The 17,060-nt window shown below is 62.7% G+C and carries 15 protein-coding genes; 13 read left to right on the top strand and 2 right to left on the bottom strand.

Going from position 1 to position 17,060, the window contains the following annotated elements:
* The first annotated feature begins 1 nt into the window (after position 1).
* Entirely contained in the window at positions 2-703 is a 702-nt protein-coding gene (locus tag ACOYW5_RS17545; RefSeq protein ID WP_423069488.1) for a FadR/GntR family transcriptional regulator, read from the top strand.
* A gap of 380 nt (positions 704-1,083) precedes the next feature.
* On the opposite strand, the gene ACOYW5_RS17540 is transcribed toward ACOYW5_RS17545, so the two are convergent.
* A complete protein-coding gene (locus ACOYW5_RS17540) occupies positions 1,084-3,063 on the bottom strand; it encodes a methyl-accepting chemotaxis protein (RefSeq protein ID WP_423066181.1) in 1,980 nt (659 codons plus the stop codon).
* A 460-nt stretch (positions 3,064-3,523) separates the two neighbouring features.
* On the opposite strand from ACOYW5_RS17540, the gene ACOYW5_RS17535 reads away from it, so the two are divergent.
* The 11 genes from ACOYW5_RS17535 to ACOYW5_RS17485 all read left to right on the top strand — a co-directional run bounded on the left by ACOYW5_RS17535 (position 3,524) and on the right by ACOYW5_RS17485 (position 15,788).
* Positions 3,524-4,711, top strand: a complete 1,188-nt coding sequence (locus tag ACOYW5_RS17535; RefSeq protein ID WP_423066180.1) for an ROK family protein — start codon at positions 3,524-3,526, stop codon at positions 4,709-4,711.
* A gap of 110 nt (positions 4,712-4,821) precedes the next feature.
* Positions 4,822-6,129: an ABC transporter substrate-binding protein gene (locus ACOYW5_RS17530; RefSeq protein WP_423066179.1), complete on the top strand. Its 1,308-nt coding sequence runs from the start codon at positions 4,822-4,824 to the stop codon at positions 6,127-6,129.
* A gap of 158 nt (positions 6,130-6,287) precedes the next feature.
* A complete protein-coding gene (locus ACOYW5_RS17525) occupies positions 6,288-7,127 on the top strand; it encodes a carbohydrate ABC transporter permease (RefSeq protein ID WP_423066177.1) in 840 nt (279 codons plus the stop codon).
* A complete protein-coding gene (locus ACOYW5_RS17520) occupies positions 7,127-8,029 on the top strand; it encodes a carbohydrate ABC transporter permease (RefSeq protein WP_423066176.1) in 903 nt (300 codons plus the stop codon). The genes ACOYW5_RS17525 and ACOYW5_RS17520 overlap by 1 nt, the downstream gene beginning before the upstream one ends.
* 24 nt (positions 8,030-8,053) lie before the next feature.
* Positions 8,054-10,195 carry a beta-galactosidase gene (locus ACOYW5_RS17515; RefSeq protein WP_423066175.1) on the top strand — a complete coding sequence of 714 codons (2,142 nt, stop codon included), beginning with the start codon at positions 8,054-8,056 and terminating at the stop codon, positions 10,193-10,195.
* Between the two features lie 413 nt (positions 10,196-10,608).
* Positions 10,609-11,640, top strand: coding sequence for a hypothetical protein (locus ACOYW5_RS17510; RefSeq protein ID WP_423066174.1), 1,032 nt, complete (start codon positions 10,609-10,611; stop codon positions 11,638-11,640).
* Between the two features lie 14 nt (positions 11,641-11,654).
* Positions 11,655-12,197: a c-type cytochrome gene (locus ACOYW5_RS17505; RefSeq protein WP_423066173.1), complete on the top strand. Its 543-nt coding sequence runs from the start codon at positions 11,655-11,657 to the stop codon at positions 12,195-12,197.
* A 209-nt stretch (positions 12,198-12,406) separates the two neighbouring features.
* Positions 12,407-13,021 (top strand): hypothetical protein, encoded by a 615-nt coding sequence (locus ACOYW5_RS17500; RefSeq protein WP_423066172.1) that lies wholly within the window; start codon positions 12,407-12,409, stop codon positions 13,019-13,021.
* Between the two features lie 345 nt (positions 13,022-13,366).
* Positions 13,367-14,611: a tyrosine-type recombinase/integrase gene (locus ACOYW5_RS17495; protein ID WP_423066171.1), complete on the top strand. Its 1,245-nt coding sequence runs from the start codon at positions 13,367-13,369 to the stop codon at positions 14,609-14,611.
* A gap of 92 nt (positions 14,612-14,703) precedes the next feature.
* Positions 14,704-15,483, top strand: coding sequence for a hypothetical protein (locus tag ACOYW5_RS17490; RefSeq protein WP_423066170.1), 780 nt, complete (start codon positions 14,704-14,706; stop codon positions 15,481-15,483).
* 107 nt (positions 15,484-15,590) lie between these two features.
* The gene (locus tag ACOYW5_RS17485; RefSeq protein ID WP_423066169.1) at positions 15,591-15,788 is read left to right on the top strand and encodes a DNA-binding protein; all 198 of its coding nucleotides are present in this window, start codon (positions 15,591-15,593) and stop codon (positions 15,786-15,788) included.
* Positions 15,789-16,176: 388 nt separating this feature from the next.
* Here ACOYW5_RS17485 and ACOYW5_RS17480 read toward each other — a convergent pair whose 3' ends face one another.
* The gene (locus ACOYW5_RS17480; protein ID WP_423066168.1) at positions 16,177-16,659 is read right to left on the bottom strand and encodes a hypothetical protein; all 483 of its coding nucleotides are present in this window, start codon (positions 16,657-16,659) and stop codon (positions 16,177-16,179) included.
* Positions 16,660-16,804: 145 nt separating this feature from the next.
* Here ACOYW5_RS17480 and ACOYW5_RS17475 point away from each other — a divergent pair, with 145 nt between their 5' ends.
* A complete protein-coding gene (locus ACOYW5_RS17475; protein ID WP_423066167.1) occupies positions 16,805-17,041 on the top strand; it encodes a DUF6074 family protein in 237 nt (78 codons plus the stop codon).
* The last annotated feature ends 19 nt before the right edge of the window (positions 17,042-17,060 follow it).

Genomic DNA, 17,060 nt, shown 5'->3' with positions numbered 1-17,060 from the left:
CATGAGCGATGGTCTCAACGTAAGGCGCAGCCTTTCCGACGCAGTGTTCGACCGCATCCAGCGGGCGATCAAATCCGGCGCTTATGGTGTCGACGAACGGCTGCCTACCGAGCATGCGCTCGCCGCCGAGTTTCAGGTGTCGCGCCCGGTGGTCCGCGATGCACTGCAGAGGCTGCGCGATCAGGGGCTGATCTATTCGCGCCAGGGCGCCGGCAGCTTCGTCCGCGAACAAGGCATCCGCGAGCCGCTCGGCTTCGGGCAGATGGAGAACCTGTCCGACCTGCAACACTGCTACGATTTCCGCCTGACGATCGAGCCGGAAGCAGCCGCGATGGCAGCGCAGCGGCACACGCCGGAAGCGCTGGCCAAGATCAAATCGGCGCTGAGCCTGCTGCGCGACGCCACCAACCGGCAGGCGCACCGGGCGGACGCGGATTTCATGTTCCACCTCAGCATCGCGCAGGCCTCGGCCAACCCCTATTTCTCCACCGCCATGCAGGCGCTCGAAGAGCACATCGCGGTGGGCATGCGCTTTCACGGCATGTCCCTGCGGGCCACCAGCGACGGACTGCAGCACGTCTTCGTGGAACACTCCGCTGTGTTCGACGCCATCGCAAATCGCGATGCAGAGAGTGCCCGAACTCTCATGCGCAGGCACCTGACCGGTTCCCGCAACCGCCTATTCGCGCCATTGCCGCGATAGCGTTTGTCACGTCCACTTTGGGCCAAAAGCGGCCTACGAAGTCCTCTTGCGTCACAAGCGGTCGGTCAGTTCCTCGCGGTAGGACGTGCACGAGGGGGCAACGCCGAACGGCAAGTGCCTTAGCGCGGACGCATGATTGCACCTTCAGGCCGCAGCCGTCCCGAACGCAAGCTGACATTTCACTACCGAGGAGCTTGACCCGCCCCTGAGGCGGCAAGGCGGCCTGCAAACTCTTTGCGGCAAGCTTGGCGACGATATCGATCAGCGCCTGCCTAGCGGCGGGATCCGCGGCCTGTTAACCAGCCGAAACGCAGAATATCACCGTACACGACGGCACAGGGAATCGATGCATCGCGCTTCTTCTGCCACATAGGGTCGACCTATGCAGCCTTTGATATTTGGCGGCTCTGGCTACCGCCCGCTACACTTGCTTCCGCGATCACGAAAACATCTACGATACGGTCGAGCTCGCTGGCTTGCGCTTCGGTCTGCTCGATCGCGGCATTGGTCTGTTCAACTAGCGCGGCGTTATGTTGGGTCATTTCGTCCATCTGCCGCACCGCCGTCGTTACCTCCGAGATGGCACTCGCCTGCTCGCGGCCGGCCTTGGCGATCTCGTCAATCAGGGCGGCGTTGTCCCGCACGCCTTCGAGCATGGAGGCCAACCGGTCCGCCGCTTCGCTGACCAGCCGAGAACCGCCGCTGACTTCGGCGGCCGACTGTTCGATTAGCGCCTTGACCTCCGAGGAAGCGCTGGCCGCCGACTGCGCTAGCCGGCGCACTTCCACTGCGACCACGGCAAATCCCTTGCCCGCATCGCCGGCACGCGCCGCTTCCACCGATGCGTTGAGCGCCAGCAGGTTGGTTTGGAACGCGATGTCGTCGATGAGCCCAATAATGTTGGAAATCTTGCCCGACGAAGAGGATATCCGCTCCATCGCCGAATTGGCGGTGCGCATTACGTCGCCCGTCTTCTCGGCCGTCTGCGACACCTCTCGAGCTTTGGTGCGCGCAGAGTCTGCCCTCTGCGCGTTATCAGTGACGGTCTGGGCCAGCTGTTCCATGGCTGCGGAGGTCTCTTCGATCGCTGCTGCCTGTTTGGTAGTGCGTTCGGCTAGATCGTTGGCTCCTGACAGGATCTCGCCAGTAGCCGATTTCACCGCGCCGGAGGTGGTCCGCAGCTGCCCGATGATGTCGGTCAGTTTCTCGCCAACCGCGTTGGTATCGGTCTTCAGGCGGGCAAAGGCCCCCTTGTAGTCGCCACGCACCCGGTGCGTGAGGTCGGTCCGGGCCAACGCCGCAAGCACGCTGCCGGTCTCGGTGATGCCCCGATCGACGGTAGCGACTAGGTTGTTGACCCCGGTCATGACGCCTCGCAGGTCGTCGTCCCGCAGCGTCAACTCGATACGGCGCGAGAATTCGCCGTCGACGGCAGCATCCACTACATCGGCGAGCCCGGCGACCAGCGCATTCATAGCCTCGGTTCGTTCCCGCGTCTGCCCGGCGCGGACCTGTTCAGCCAGGTCGAGTTCGCGCACCTTGATGCCGTTCTGCTTGAACACCTCGACGGCCGCCGCCATGGCGCCGATCTCGTCGCCTCGGTCCTTGCAAGGGACATCCGTCTCGAACCTGCCTTCGGCCAATTCGCGCATCGCCGCGGTCATGGCGACGAGCGGTCTCGAAATGGCGCGGGCGGTGACCACGGAGATGGTCGCACCCAACACCACGCCCAGCGCCAGCATCAGCCATTCGGTGATCAACAGCGTGGTTGTCGCCGCCGAAGAGGCAGCTGCGTCTGCCCTAAGCATGCCGGTCTGGTTGTCGACCATGCCACCAGCCCGCGTGCCGTCGGCCTGCACCGGTCCGAGCAGGATGGTAAGCAACTGGTTGGCCCGCGGCGCTGCTTCCGCCACCAGCATGGTGATCGCTGGCCTGGTGTCGGCGAGATCCGTGATCGCTTCGACACCGGCTTGCGCCGCCTTGAACTCGTCGCGGATGGTTTTGAAGTTGGCCCAGGCGTCGATGTTCTCCTGGTTGGTCCAGCGTGCCGACAGCGCGTCCATCTCGACGCCTGCCCGGTCGATATCGGCCCAGCTCGCGGCCCGATCCGCCTTGAAGCTGTCCTTGCCGGTGAGGATGTAGCCGCGCAGCGCCGCCAGCGAACCCTGCAGGCTCGCAGTGAGACGCTCGGCGGTCAGCGCCGTCGGCGTTCGCAAGGTGGCGATGCGCGCGCTGATTGTCTCGATGGCGTTGACCTGCCAGAGCGCGACGGAAACCGCTCCCACCAGCAGCAGCACGGTGATTGCGAAACCAGCGTATAGGCGATGTGAGATCTTCAGACTGCGGAAAAGTTGGCGCACCGTTTACCTCCTGGCAAATGGCGACGGACGTGTTCGCCCCTCGGCCGGCGCTTGGACTCCCCGTACATGCTCCAGCCACCTAGTATTACCGCGTAGGCAATAACCTAAGGTTAAGCATTTATTCCCGCGTCGGCCAAAGGCGGCCGCCGACGCTGCTAGGTCGCCTCGTCCAGCAAGCGCAGCAGCATCAGGAAATCGACGCCTCCGTAGATCAGCCTGCTTTGCGCCAAAGCGGTCAAGCAACCGGAGTCAGTTATTTTCAGGAGCAGACGCAGTGACTCCGGAGGGCGTGGGCACCCCGCCGCGGATCGCCGCAATCGTCGAGCGGGCTACCGTGGCAGCTTCACTGCGGAGCGACAACTGACGTTCGGCGTCATCAGAAAAAGGCGGACTCTGGCATAGTTCTGGTCTATGCCGACGCACGTTGCCGGTTCGCCGGCTTTTTGCAACTGGTCCATGAATGAAGCGCCGCGAGCCCACGACGTCGAGCCTGTTACGCCGACTCAATCGTTCGGCAGTGGTGGATTTGATCCGCACCGAAGGAGTGGCATCGCCTTCGAGCCTTGCCGAACAACTGAACATCAGCATTCCGACCGTGACGCGAGTGATCAATGATCTGATTGCCGAGGATCTGGTGGCATACGACGGGTTTGACGAGGCCAATGTCCGGGGCCGTCCTCGGGCACGCGTCAAGTTCCGCGGCGCGGCGCATGCGATCATCGGCATTGAGGCCGGCAAGGGCGAGTTCTATGGCGCCGTGGCCAATCTCGAGGGGGTCGTGCAGACCGAAATGCACGAGACGGCCGACGATGATGGCGAACGCAACTTCGAAAAGCTGGTGGGCCTGATCCATCGGCTGATGGCGGCCCCCCGCCCGAGCGGCCAGACCATTCGCGGTATCGGCATTGGCCTGCCCTCGATCGTCAGGCAGCCGGCGGGCGAAGTGGTGCTGACGCTCGGGCTCGGCTGGCGTGACATGCCGTTGCGGGCGCGGCTCAACGAACATTTCCAGATGCCCATCGTCGTCGAGAACGGGCGGAACCTCGCCGCCGTGGGCGAATGGGGATTCGGGGCTGGGCGTGGCGCCGACAGCGTCGTGAGCCTCTCGATCGGGCCCGGTGCCGGCGCGGGCATCGTGATCGACGGCAAGCTCTATGGCGGGCACTCGCATGCGGCGGGCGAGCTCGCCTGGTATCTCGATGACCCCCTCCTCACCGGGCGGCCGTTCGAACATCTGGGCGACAAGCAATCGCTGCGTTTTTTCGGCATCCCCGAACAGGCGACCAAGATGCTCGAAGAAGCCAACATCCAGTATGCGGCGGGGAAGCTCACCCTTTCTGCCGTCACCGACCGGCAGGCGGACAAAATCGCGCCGGTCGTGACCGAACTGCTCGATTATGCGACGATGGCGGTGGGCAGTGTTGCTGCCTTCATGAACCCCGAAATCATCGTGCTGGCGGGCCGGGTCGTCGGCGGCGGTGATCTGGTGCTCGATGTGCTGCGGCATCGCCTCAAGGGCAATGTGTACGACCCGCCGCGCCTCGTAATAGGCGCCCTGGGGCACCGCGACATCGTGCTTGGAGCGGTGCGCCTGGTGCTCGATGCGACAACGCTCAACCCTGCCGACAGCCTCGCGATGGCCGACTAAGATCAATCGATCGCGATTGACAGCGATTGAATCTCGGCATTAAGTTTCTAACTGAAAGAAAAAACGCGCCCTGCATCGTGTAGGAGCGTGTCTTTCGAGGGAGGACTTCAATGACGAAGATTTTCAATCCGCTCGGGCGGACGATGCAGCGTCGTGACTTCTTGAAAGTTGCGGGTGCGAGCGTTGCGGTGGCCGCCCTGCCAGCGGCAGTTCGTGGTGCCGATCCCGTCAAGGTGGTGCTGTGGTCGTGGGTGCCGGATCTCCAGCTTCAGGTCGATATGTTCAACGCCGCGCATCCGGGCATCCAGGTCGAGCTCGTCAATGCTGGCCAGGGCGACCCAGAGTATCAGGCAGTCCGTGCGGGCCTGCAGGGGGGCAGCGGCCTGCCCGACGTCGTCCAAATCGAATTCCAGCACCTCGAGAGCTTCCGCCAGTTGGACGCTTTCGCCGACATCGGCCAGTGGGCAAACCCGCACAAGGCGGAGTTCCCGGAAGGCACGTGGAGCCAGCTCGGCAAGGGCGATGTGGTCAACGCCATGCCGCAGGATACCGGTCCGATGGCGATGCTCTATCGCAAGGACGTCTTCGACAAGCATGGGATCACGCCGCCCGCCACCTGGGCCGAGTTTGCCGATGCGGCCAAGAAGCTGCATGCGGCGGATCCCAATGTCTACCTGACGGACGCGCTGTTCAGCTCAGGGGACTGGGTCAATGCTCTGCTGTGGCCGATGGGCTGGAAGCCGGTCAGCCGCGACGGCGACAAGCTCGTGATCAACATCAACGACAAGATTTCTAAGGACTTCGCCACCTATTGGCAGGACCTTATTTCCGCCGGTGTCATCGAGACCAAGCCGGGCTTCAACAATGAGTGGTACACCGGCCTCGACTCGGGGCGCTATGCCACTTGGCTCACTGCGGGCTGGGGTCCGGTGTTCCTGACCTCGTTCGCCAAGACCAGCGCGGGCCAGTGGCGTGCCGCCGATCTGCCGCAGTGGGACGCAAGCAAGTTCGCGACCGGCGCCTGGGGTGGCTCATCACTGGCCGTGCTGAAAGCGACCCAGCATCTGCCTGAGGCCGCTGAAGTCGCGATCTGGCTGTGCAGGGATCCCGAAGCCACAAAGCTCTACACCACCAAGCAATTCTTCTTCCCCACGACCAACGCGTTGCTGTCGAGCCCGGAATGGGCGGGCAACAAGATGGATTTCTACGGCGGACAGGAAGTGAACAAGGTGTTCGCCAAGTCGTCGAATGCTGTGACGCCGTTTGAATGGAGCCCGTTCCAGAGCTTCTTGTACCAGTCGATGTCCGATGAATTCGGCGCCTCGCTCAGCGGTAACGGCACGCTGTCGGATGCGTTCGACCGTATCCAGGACGCGGTGGTCACCTACGCGAAGGAACAAGGCTTTACCGTAGCCTAAGTTCTCCCGGGCAACGGCCGGGCGCGCCTGATCGGCGCGCCCGATCTCTTCATCTTGCCGGACGGGGGGCCTTGGCAATGTCGAATACGCCAGCCGCTATTACGCGCCCAGCGCGGTCGGGCGGTTTTACGTCACGAAAGCTCGCGCCCTATCTCTTCTTGGCGCCATTCTTGCTGCTGTTCATCGCCTTCATCGTCGCGCCACTTGTGTATGCGTTCTACATGAGCCTGTTCCGCGACACGCTTGTCGGTGGCCGACAGTTTGCCGGCGCCGCGGCCTATATCAAGGTGGCGAGCGACGCGAAGTTCTGGGGCGGCGTCTGGAACCTCGTTATCTTCGGGATCGTCCAGGTGCCGATCATGCTGGGTCTCGCTCTGCTGTTCGCCATCGTGCTCGATCGTGGCCAGATCTATGCCAAGGGCGTCTTCCGGCTCGGCTTCTTCCTCCCCTACGCCGTGCCGAGCGTAATCGCGACGATCATCTGGGGTTATCTTTACGGCCCTACCTTCGGCCCGTTCACCCAGATGGCCAAGGCGTTCAACCTGCCACCGCCGGACTTCCTGTCGCCGGGCGCGATGATCTTCTCGTTGGCCAATATCGCGACGTGGGAATATGTCGGCTACAATATGGTGATCTATTACGCGGCGCTGAAGGCGATCCCGTCGGACCTCGCCGAGGCCTCGCGGATAGATGGCGCCTCGCCCTGGCAATTTGCGCGGCTGATCCAGCTGCCGCTGCTGTGGCCGGCGATCCTGCTCACCATCATCTTTTCGATTAACGGCACACTGCAGCTGTTCAATGAGCCGTATTTGATGCGCGCGCTCGCCAGAAACACCATCAATTCGAGCTACACGCCGAACCTCTATGCCTATTCGCTGGCGACTCAGAACCAGCAGTATGGCTATGCAGCCGCCGTCTCGTTCGTGCTTGGCATCGTGATCGCCGGTGCCTCCTATATCTTCACCCTGGTCACCAACCGCCGTCGGCCGGAGCAGTGATGACTGCGACCACCGAGATCGCCACTTTCGAAGCTGCCAGGCGCCTGCCCGGCGAACGGCGGCGCGCGCGTATCATGCTCACGCTGCTGTTGTCACTGTTCCTCGTCTACAGCCTCGCGCCGCTGCTCTATCTGGTCCTATCGGCAACCAAAACAAATGGTGACCTGTTCGCCACGTTCGGCTTCGGCTTCGGCACCGAGTTCAACCTCTGGCAGAATCTGGTCGATCTGTTCTCGCGTGACAATGGCATGTTCCTGCGTTGGATGTTCAACAGCGTACTCTATTCGACCATTTCGGGGGCAGGTGCGGCGCTGCTGGCAACAGCGGCGGGCTACGCGTTCGCGAAGTTCAAGTTCCGCGGCCGAAATCTGACCTTTGGGCTCGTGCTGGGCGCGGTGTTTGTCCCGCAGACGGCCCTAGTGGTGCCGATCTTCCTGCTGCTGGCGCTTTCGGGTCTCAGCGACAATCCCCTGGGCGTGATCCTGCCCTCGATGATCTCGCCGATCGGTGTCTATCTGATGCGCGTCTATATCGAACAGGGCGTCGATGACGAACTGCTCGACGCCGCACGTATCGATGGCGCCGGCGAGTTCATGATCTTCCGCGCCATCGTGCTGCGGCTGGTGGCGCCGGGCATGGTGACCGTGGCGCTGCTCTCGTTCGTCGGGACCTGGAACAACTACTTCCTGCCGCTGATCGTGCTGCGCTCGCAGGAGTATCAGCCGATCACGGTGGGCCTTGCGACCTGGTATCAACTCGCGCAGCAGGGCGGTGGCGGCGGACAGGTGCTGTTCTCGATCGTCATCACCGGCGCGCTGGTCAGCATCATCCCGGTCATCGTGGTGTTCCTGCTGCTGCAGCGGTTCTGGCAGGGCGGCCTGACGGCCGGCGCCATCAAATAGACTATCGCCTGGAGTTTTCCGCCTATGACCACTGCCTCGAAATCCGCGCCGCTCTCTGTCTGGCGGCCGATCGCGACCGACACTTTCCTCGTCGGTACCCCGCATTACCCGGAGCATGTCGATGAGAGCTATTGGCAGCGCGACGCCGACCGCATGGCAGCCGCGGGCTTCAACGCGGTGCGACTTGCGGAATTCGCCTGGCATATTATCGAGCCGCATGAGGGGACGTTCGATTTCGATTTGTTCGACCGGGCCATCGATGTGCTGGGCAAGGCCGGCATCCAGACCATCATGTGCACGCCGACGGCGACGCCGCCGCGCTGGTTGACGGCGCGTTATCCCGAAGTGCTGCGCGTCGATGCCAATGGACGCGCCATGAGCCATGGCTCGCGCCAGCACGCCAATCTTGCTAGCGGAGTGTTCCGCGAGCATTCGAAGCGCATCACTAAAGCGATGGCCGAGCATTATCGCGGCAATTCGCACATCATCGGCTGGCAGACGGACAATGAGCTCAATACCTCTGGCTCGCTGTCTTACGGTCCGGTGACGCTGGCCGAGTTCCAGGCCTTCCTCAAGGACAAGTACAATACCATCGCCGCACTCAACGATGCGTGGGGCGGACATTTCTGGGCCACCGCCTACGACGATTTCGATCAAGTGGTGCTGCCCCTCGACTACGCCCCGGCCCCGGTCGGGCCGACCCATATGGTCGACTATCACCGCTTCCTCGCTTTCGTCACGGCGCGGTTCCAGCACGATCAGGTGCTGATCCTGCGCGCCACCAATCCAGACTGGTTCGTGTTCCACAATCTGGGGCGGATCGACGACATCGACTTCCGCGGCGAGTTCTCCACCGATCTCGATTTTCTCGGCTTCGACATCTACCCGTATCTTGATGACGAGAAGCATCGCGTCGGCGGCGTGGGCGAAGCGCAGGCGCTTCAACTCGATATCTGCCGCGGCTTTACCGGCAATTTCATTGTGCCCGAGCAGCAATCGGGCTTCGGCGCACAGCCGTACTTTTCGACGCTGACGCCCGAACCCGGGGAGATGCGCCGCATGGCCTACACCTCGGTGGCGCGCGGCGCCGATGGCGTAATGTTCTTCCGCTGGCGGCCGGCACATTTTGGCGCCGAGATCTATTGGATGGGCATCATCGATCACGACGACATCCCGCGCCGCCGCTATGACGAGGCCAAGCAGTTTGCTGGTGAGGTCACAGCGCTCAAGGACAAGATCCTCGGCACCCATGTGCGCATGGATTTGGGCATCGCCGGATCAGATTTCGACAATCAGGAGATGCACCGCTCCTACCCCATCGGCTTGCCGAGCCCGCAGGACGATGCGATGCTTCTGCATCGCTATTGCTACCGGCACAACATCGCCTGCGGCTTCATCCATCCAGAGGACGATCTATCGAAGCTCAAGGCACTCTATGTGCCGCATTGGCTGAAATGGACCGATGCGTGGACGGCGCGCATCGAGGCCTTCGCCAGGGCCGGTGGAACGGTGATCCTCGGCGGTCGCACCGGATCGCGCGACGTCAACAACCAGGTCATCCGCGAGACCTCGCCGGGCAAGACGCTCTCGGCGCTGGCCGGTGTCACCGTCGAGGAGTTCGGACGTTTGACGCCAGTCGACGGCGACGGCCTGTTCGCGCATGGAGGCCGCTTCGGCGCCAACACGGTGCGCAGGAAGCTGCCGGCGACATCGGCCAGCCGACAATATGAACTCAAGATCGGGAATGCGCAGGTGACGGCGGCGCATCTCTATGAGCTGCTTAATGTCGCGCCCGGCACGGAGATTATCGGCAGATGGGCCAGCCGCTTCGCCGAGGGCCAAGCCGCGATGACTTCGCGCAAAGTCGGCAGGGGCAATGTGATCTACCTCGGCACGTACCTCAGCGATGCTCTGGTCGAGGTGCTGGCCGATCAACTGCTGGCGCCCGCCGGTATCGTGCCGCTCATGGCCAACATGCCGGCCGGCGTCGAGGCGACCATCCGCGAGAGCAAGGACCGCCGCCTGCTGTTCATCCTTAACACGCTGGGAGAACCGGCAAGCATCGGCGATGTCCCTGCGGGCAAAGATTTGCTCGACGACGGCAAAGTGCGAGGCGGTAAGCTGTCACTCCCGGCCTATGGCTGCAGCATCATCGAACTCGACTAGAATGCTTGGGCGCGACTGACCGAAGGAGGCGGAGCCAGTCGGTCCATTAACGCCAGTGCCAGCGTCATCGGACCGCGGCGCGTCACCGCCGGGCACACCGCTGGAGCCACCGAGGTGATTGACCAGCGCCAGCAGTGCCTCCCTCGGCCAGCAGATATCGGTATTCGGGACGACAGCTCCGATCAACTGCAAACCAGTTGGCAGGCTCGGGCGGACGGCAGGTGCCCTCAGTGGGCGCCGGACATTCGGATGATCCACGTAGCGTCATCGTGGCAATTCGAGCTAGGATACTGCAGCCCTAGTGATGAGCGGCCCCATCTACTTGACGACGGCCAGACGCTTTCACGAAGGAGGAGGGCAGCGAGTCGATGGTACGGCACGAGTCCGGCTCATCTACTTTTTCCCGTGTAGGCATGCTTGCCGCCGCCGCGGCGATGGTGGTGGGTGCCGTCATGTTTGCCCAGGGACAGGCGAGTTCTCGCGCCCTCGACAGGCCGCCGCAGTTGTTGTCTGAGACCGGGCTCTACGCGGATGCCGGCGATCTCGCTATCGATCCGCGCAACTTGCCCTTCTCACCGCAATACCCGCTTTGGACGGATGGCGCGGCAAAGAGCCGATGGATCCGGCTACCGCCTGGAACGACGATCGACGGATCCGACCCGGATGCCTGGACGTTCCCGATCGGCACGCGGTTCTGGAAGGAATTCAGCTTCAGCGGCCACCGCGTCGAGACGCGCTACATGGAGCTGCAGGCCGACGGGAAGTGGCTGTACGCGGCATACGAATGGGCGCCGGATGGCCACGAGGCGGTGCTGGCGCCCGACCGGGGCCGGCGCGCTGCCTTTGCCCTGGGCCATGGAGCCTTCCACGGGGTTCCGGGCACAATCGACTGTAAGGTTTGCCACGAGGGCGGACCGGCCGAGGTGCTGGGCTTCAGCACACTGCAACTCTCGCCCGCCGTGGACACCGCCGCCCTGCATGGCGCGCAGGGCGCTTCGGACATCAAGCTCGATTATCTCATCGAGCATGGGCTGATCATAGGCTATGAGCGCTGGCCATCGCGTGCCCCGGTGATCGAGGCGCGATCGGAAGCGGAGCGCCTAGTGCTCGGCTACATGCACGGCAATTGCGGCCAGTGCCATAACAGTCGGGCGTCGCTCGCCAATCTCGGGATGTTCCTGCGCCAGGAGCTACTGCTGAGGCCGACCAGCGTCGTCGAAACGCTCGTCGGGCAGCCGGTGAAAAAGAGTGCGCCAGGACAATCGGCCGACGCGATCTACCGAGTCGACCCGGGGCATCCGGAGCGTAGCGCGCTGCTGCAGCGATTGTCGTCGCGCTATCCAGCGCTGCAGATGCCGCCGCTCGGAACCGCGCTGGTCGATGAAGAGGCGGTGGCGCTCGTCACAAAATGGATCACAGAGCTCGAGGCCGATAAAGGCCAGTAAGAGGGAGGACTACGATGAAGCACTACGTGTTCGGACTTGCACTCCTGTTGCCGATGATCAGCACGGTTGCCGCGCAGGAGGCGGCCAACCCCGACTTGGTGAAGCGCGGCGAATATCTCGTGAACGCCATGGGATGTCACGACTGCCACACGCCGTTCAAGATGGGGCCGAACGGTCCGGAACCGGATATGAGCAAGGGGCTGTCCGGCCATCCGCAGGAGATAGTGATCACTGCGCCTGCCGTGGTGTCGGATCCGTGGATGGGTGCCTCCTCGATGACGAACACGGCCCATTCTGGTCCTTGGGGAGTCAGCTTCACTGCCAACTTGACGTCCGATCCGGAAACCGGGGTGCTCCGCGACTACACCGAGGCCCAGTTCCTGCAGATGATGCGGACCGGCCGCAAGCAAGGACAGGGACGAGCGATTCTGCCCCCAATGCCGTGGCCGCCTTTCGGGAAATTGAACGACGACGATCTCAAGGCGATCTATGCCTACCTAAAGCAGGTTCCACCCATCAAGAACAAGGTGCCCGACCCTCTCCCGCCGACGCAATAAGCATTCCGCCCGGGGCGTTGCGTGGCGGCCGTTGCTGCCTTCCCAAGTGCCTCCGGCGGGTCCGCTTTGGGCCAGATGCGGACACTAAGTTCTAGCCGGACTGGACTTGTTCCGCACAAGGAGCATTGCTGCTTTCGACCGGACCATTCCGGGCTTCGGTCGGTGCAAGCCCAACGATCATGGTCGGGCACTGATCGAAGGAGCGCTAGATGGCGACCATCAAACTCACCGACGCACAGCGCGTCATCCTCGCTGCCGCGGCAGCCCGCCCAAGCGGGCTCGTGCTGCCCATACCAAAATCCCTGGGTAACAATCGCGGCACCCTCGGCGTGCTTCTCAAAAGTCTACTCGCCGACAGCTGGTCGCCGAGCGACCCCTCCTTCCCCGGCGAAGAACTATGGCGCGACACTCCGGAACTCGGTCGCACCACGCTGACAGTCTCGGATGAAGGCTTGAAGGCAATCGGAACTGAGCCGGATATCAACGAGGATCGCGCGATGCCGAGCGGGACTTCCCAGACGCCCGTCATTTGTGATGCTGTGGGCCAACCAACCGTGCAGGCGGGTCCAAAAGCCGACAGCAAGCCTGGGGTGATGATCAGCGCACTGCGTCAGGTAACGGTATTGGCAATGTCCGTCACCAGCGCGGGTCGCAAGCCTCGTCAACGGCTGGATATCGGGAACTGTGCCTCACCGACTGACAAGGACAGACTGCCGGTGCCTGAGCGAGTGTCCGCTAGGGGCCAGAAGCAGTCGTCCGCAGGACGGGTGGGGCGCACCTATGTCCCACACCACGAAGTCCGCCGCGTACTGGTGGTGGAATGAAGCGCCCCAATGCCAAGTGCGAAATGGCCTATTAGAGACTGGCGCGACTGCATTGCGAATTCAGGCTCCCAGTTCGCCGTCTCCAGTTGGGTTCGCGCGGCTGCCAGGGCGAACTAGACTCGACCTTCCCGAAGGTTAGCGGAGGCACCCTTTATGGACCAAGAAAATAAGTAATATCAATAAGTTAATGGCGGAGAGGGAGTCCGTCGAACCCTTTCGCCAGCGTGTGCATGGACGTTTCAAAACACCAAGAAAATCACCCTCTTGCCTCTCGGGCTGTCTATACGTGTGCCAGCGTGTGCTCTATTATCCCCACTTCGGAATGGGGAAAATAGTGGGGATGATATGCCGCGCGGCATCCACAAACTGACAGACACCGGCATCCGCGCCGAAAAGGCGGCGGGTCGGCATAGCGACGGCGGCGGGCTCTACCTCAACGTCACTTCGACCGGCACCAAGTCCTGGCTGTTCATGTGGGTGCGCGACGGCAAACGCCGTGAAATGGGGCTGGGGTCATATCCCGCGCTCGGGTTGTCAAAGGCCCGCGCCAAGGCCACCGAGTTGCGCGAGGCAGTGGAGGCCGGCCGCGATCCCATCGCCGAGAAGCGGCAGAAGCCCGAAAAGACATTTGGCGAGTGCGCGACCGACTATATCGACCTCAACAAAGGCAGCACGAAGAACAAGGCCGGGTGGAGCAACTCGAAGCACATCCAGCAATGGGAAAACACCCTCAAGGACTACTGCACCGCTATCACCGACAAGCCCGTGTCGAAGGTGACTTCGGACGACATCCACGCGCTACTGCTGCCGATATGGACGGAAAAGCCGGAAACTGCATCCCGGCTCCGCGGACGGATCGAGCGCGTCATGGCCTACGCCATCGCGCACAAGATTTGCCCCGGCCCCAATCCCGCTCTTTGGCGCGGCAACCTAAAGGAACGTCTGCCGGCACGCCCTGCCAAACGTCTGCAGCAGCATCACGCGGCTATGCCATATGCGGATGTCCCCGCGTTCATGGTGGAGTTGGCGAAGCGTCCCGGCATGGCCGCCCGCGCTCTCGAGTTGACGATCCTGAACGCCCTCCGCTCCAATGAAGTGCTTGGCGCGAGGTGGGATGAATTCGACCTCAAGGCCGCCATCTGGACGATCCCGCCCGAGCGGATGAAGGCCCGCGTCGAGCATGTCGTGCCGCTCTCCGACAGGGCGCTGGCCATCGTCAAGGCGATTGCCGAAGTTCGCACAGGGCCGCTGCTGTTCCCGACAACGAAAGACCGCAACAAGCCGGTTTCCAACATGGTGATGCTGATGCTGCTGCGCAGGATGAAGCGCGACGACATCACCGCGCACGGCTTCCGATCCTCGTTTCGCGACTGGTGCGGCGATCAGACCTCGTTCCCCCGCGAAGTGGCGGAAGCCGCTCTCGCCCACAAGGTCGGCAACGAAGTCGAGCAGGCCTATCGCCGGGGTAGCGCGCTGGCGAAGCGCAGCAAGCTCATGCAGGCGTGGGCCAACTATTGCTTCTCCCCGGTGAAGAAAGCCGAGGGCAACAACTTGGTGCTGCTTGCGAGGACACGGGAGGGCGCTGCATGACAGAAAGTGCGGGGCTAGGCCGGCCAGCCGAAAGTCGGGATCACCTACCGATTGCCCCGTGCAGCCATAGGTGACTGATCGCGAAGGTGGCGATGGCAAGAGATTTTGAGCATTGGCCGTATTCGGCCTCGATAGCGTGGGGCCTCTGGCGCACCAGAAGCGCCCTATTGCGGGCATGGGGCGATGACACCGTTCCCGGCATCGCCGCGATCCGCATACGGGCTGAAACCCCGACCGAGCTGTTTCCCGACGAGGGCGACGTGCTCGCCCCGCTCGAGGTGATCGAGGCGGGCATAAGGGAGGCGCTGGTTGCCGGCCGCATCGGCGCCTCCGGCATCACCCCTCGCGGCGCGGACAAGAACAAGCGCATCCCGATCCCAGCGTCGTTTTGGGATGGAGCCATCCCCGCGCCCGGCTCTTCAGTCGACCGGTTCATCAAGCGGGACGACAACGGACCTGGCATCACTCCATTTGCCGATATCCTGCTCAACGCCCGGGAACTGGTGCGGGCGTTCCCGAAGCCTCTCGACAAGAAACCCGCGCCGGCCGATGCCGTGTTCGAGTCGGCGCCCGAAGCAGCGGACGAGATGACTGTATCGGCCCCGATCAAGGCGAACCCAGATAGGGCTCCGGAGCCATTGCGCCGGTTCCTCTGCGAATACCTGCTGGAGGAGCATGGCGGGAAATGGCCGGCTAAGGACTCGCTCAACAAGATACGGGGCGACCTGATCGTATGGGTGAAGGGCAAATACGGGCTCTCTGTGTCCCGCCCGCTAGGGAAAACGGCAACAAGCTCCCTATCGCGTTTCCGAAAAGACAAGGCAGCTTTTGATAAATCAATGCAATGGGTTAGAGCGAAAACGCAACAATAGACGGCCGTTGCGCAACGGTTTTGCCGTTGTTGCGCAACGGTGCATCTTGCGACAGCCCAGCATACATGGGGCTACTTCGACGCCATCCGAAATCATGGATGGCCCCGATGAACACCGAAGACCTCGCCTACCCGCTCCCCGCCTTCCTCCGCCTGGCCGGCATCAGCCGCTCCCAGGCCTATCGCGAGATTAATGCCGGCAAGCTGAAAGCTAAGAAGCTCGGCACCCGCACCGTAATCCTCGCATCGGACGCGCAAGCGTTCCTCGACAATCTGCCCGCCTACGAACCGCGCAAAGCGGCCTGACCTGTCCCCAACCTGAAAGGAAACGGGACCAAGGCTTGCCCGCCCGGTCCCGTGGTATTCGTCGATGAAGAACATCATTATGCCTGACAGCGGCCCGCGCCGCAACGACCAACCGCACCACCAGTCAACGCCCCCGGTAGATCTGACGCCTGCCGGCCGCGTAATCTGGTTTCGAACGAGGCGTGCTGCCGCGACGTGCAACGCAATCGCCGAGATTGCTGGACTTGGCGGGAGGTCAGCATGACCGACACCGCGATTTTCAAGAGCAAAACCTGGAGGCGTCGGGACCCGGCGCTGCCACCTACGCCACAACTCAAATGGGCTTATCGAAACCGTGAGAAGCTAAAGGCGCATGCTCTGGTACGGCAGGCCCTTCGCAACGGTAGGCTCAAGCGGGGCAAGTGCTGGTGCGGCTCGCTGCGAACCGAGGCCCATCACCCGGACTATTCCGCGCCGCTAACCGTCGAATGGTACTGCCGTCGTCACCACCAACAACTACACGCTTTTCTGCGGTGGTCGGCAAATGGCTGACCTCTGTCCCAAACGTCCGGAGGCCCGGATCGGCGTCGAGGTGGTGCGCCATGGCTGGCTTGAGGCGTAGGCTGTGCCCAGGCCGAAACCCAACACGATCGTCGGTCAGTTCATTCCGCACCGGATCGACATGCTCGAAAGCGCTGCCTGGGGAAATCTTTCCCTGGCGGCCCGCCGAGTCCTCGATCGAATTGAATGCGAGCACGCGAACCACGGCGGCGTCGAGAATGGCAACTTGCCGGTGACCTACGGCGACTTCGAACTGTTCGGAGTCCGGCGAAAATCTATCGCGCCAGCTATACGCGAACTGGAAGAAGCCGGCTTCATACGTGTCACGCATCGTGGGCGAGGCGGAAACGCTGCCTTCCGCCAGCCAAGCAGATATCGCCTAACCTATTTGGCCACGTCAAAAGCGGCACCGACCGACGAATGGCGCCATGTACCGATTGTAGTCAGAGCGGGGCCACACCTGCCGGGGATCGCCAATGCCGCATGAGCTGCTGCTCTTCCCGATTGCGCGCGACCGGCGTGTTGTCCTAGCTCTCGTGAGTGTCCTTCGCGCGGAGCGCACAGATCGAGGCCGACAGACTATTTGGCGAGTTCGCATGCGAACAGTCGAGCGGCACCTGCGACAGCTTGGAGCGAGTGAAGCAGACATCGATCGGCAAATATCAACCCTTCGGGCCGCGGTGACTGCCGAACTCACTCAGCGGGCTTCGTAGGTCCGAGAGTATCGGTGCT

The organism is Devosia sp. CN2-171, assembly GCF_049354815.1.
GTDB lineage: Bacteria > Pseudomonadota > Alphaproteobacteria > Rhizobiales > Devosiaceae > Devosia_A.
Note: the sequence above shows the minus strand (reverse complement) of the source record. Positions and strands in the feature narration are given on the sequence as shown.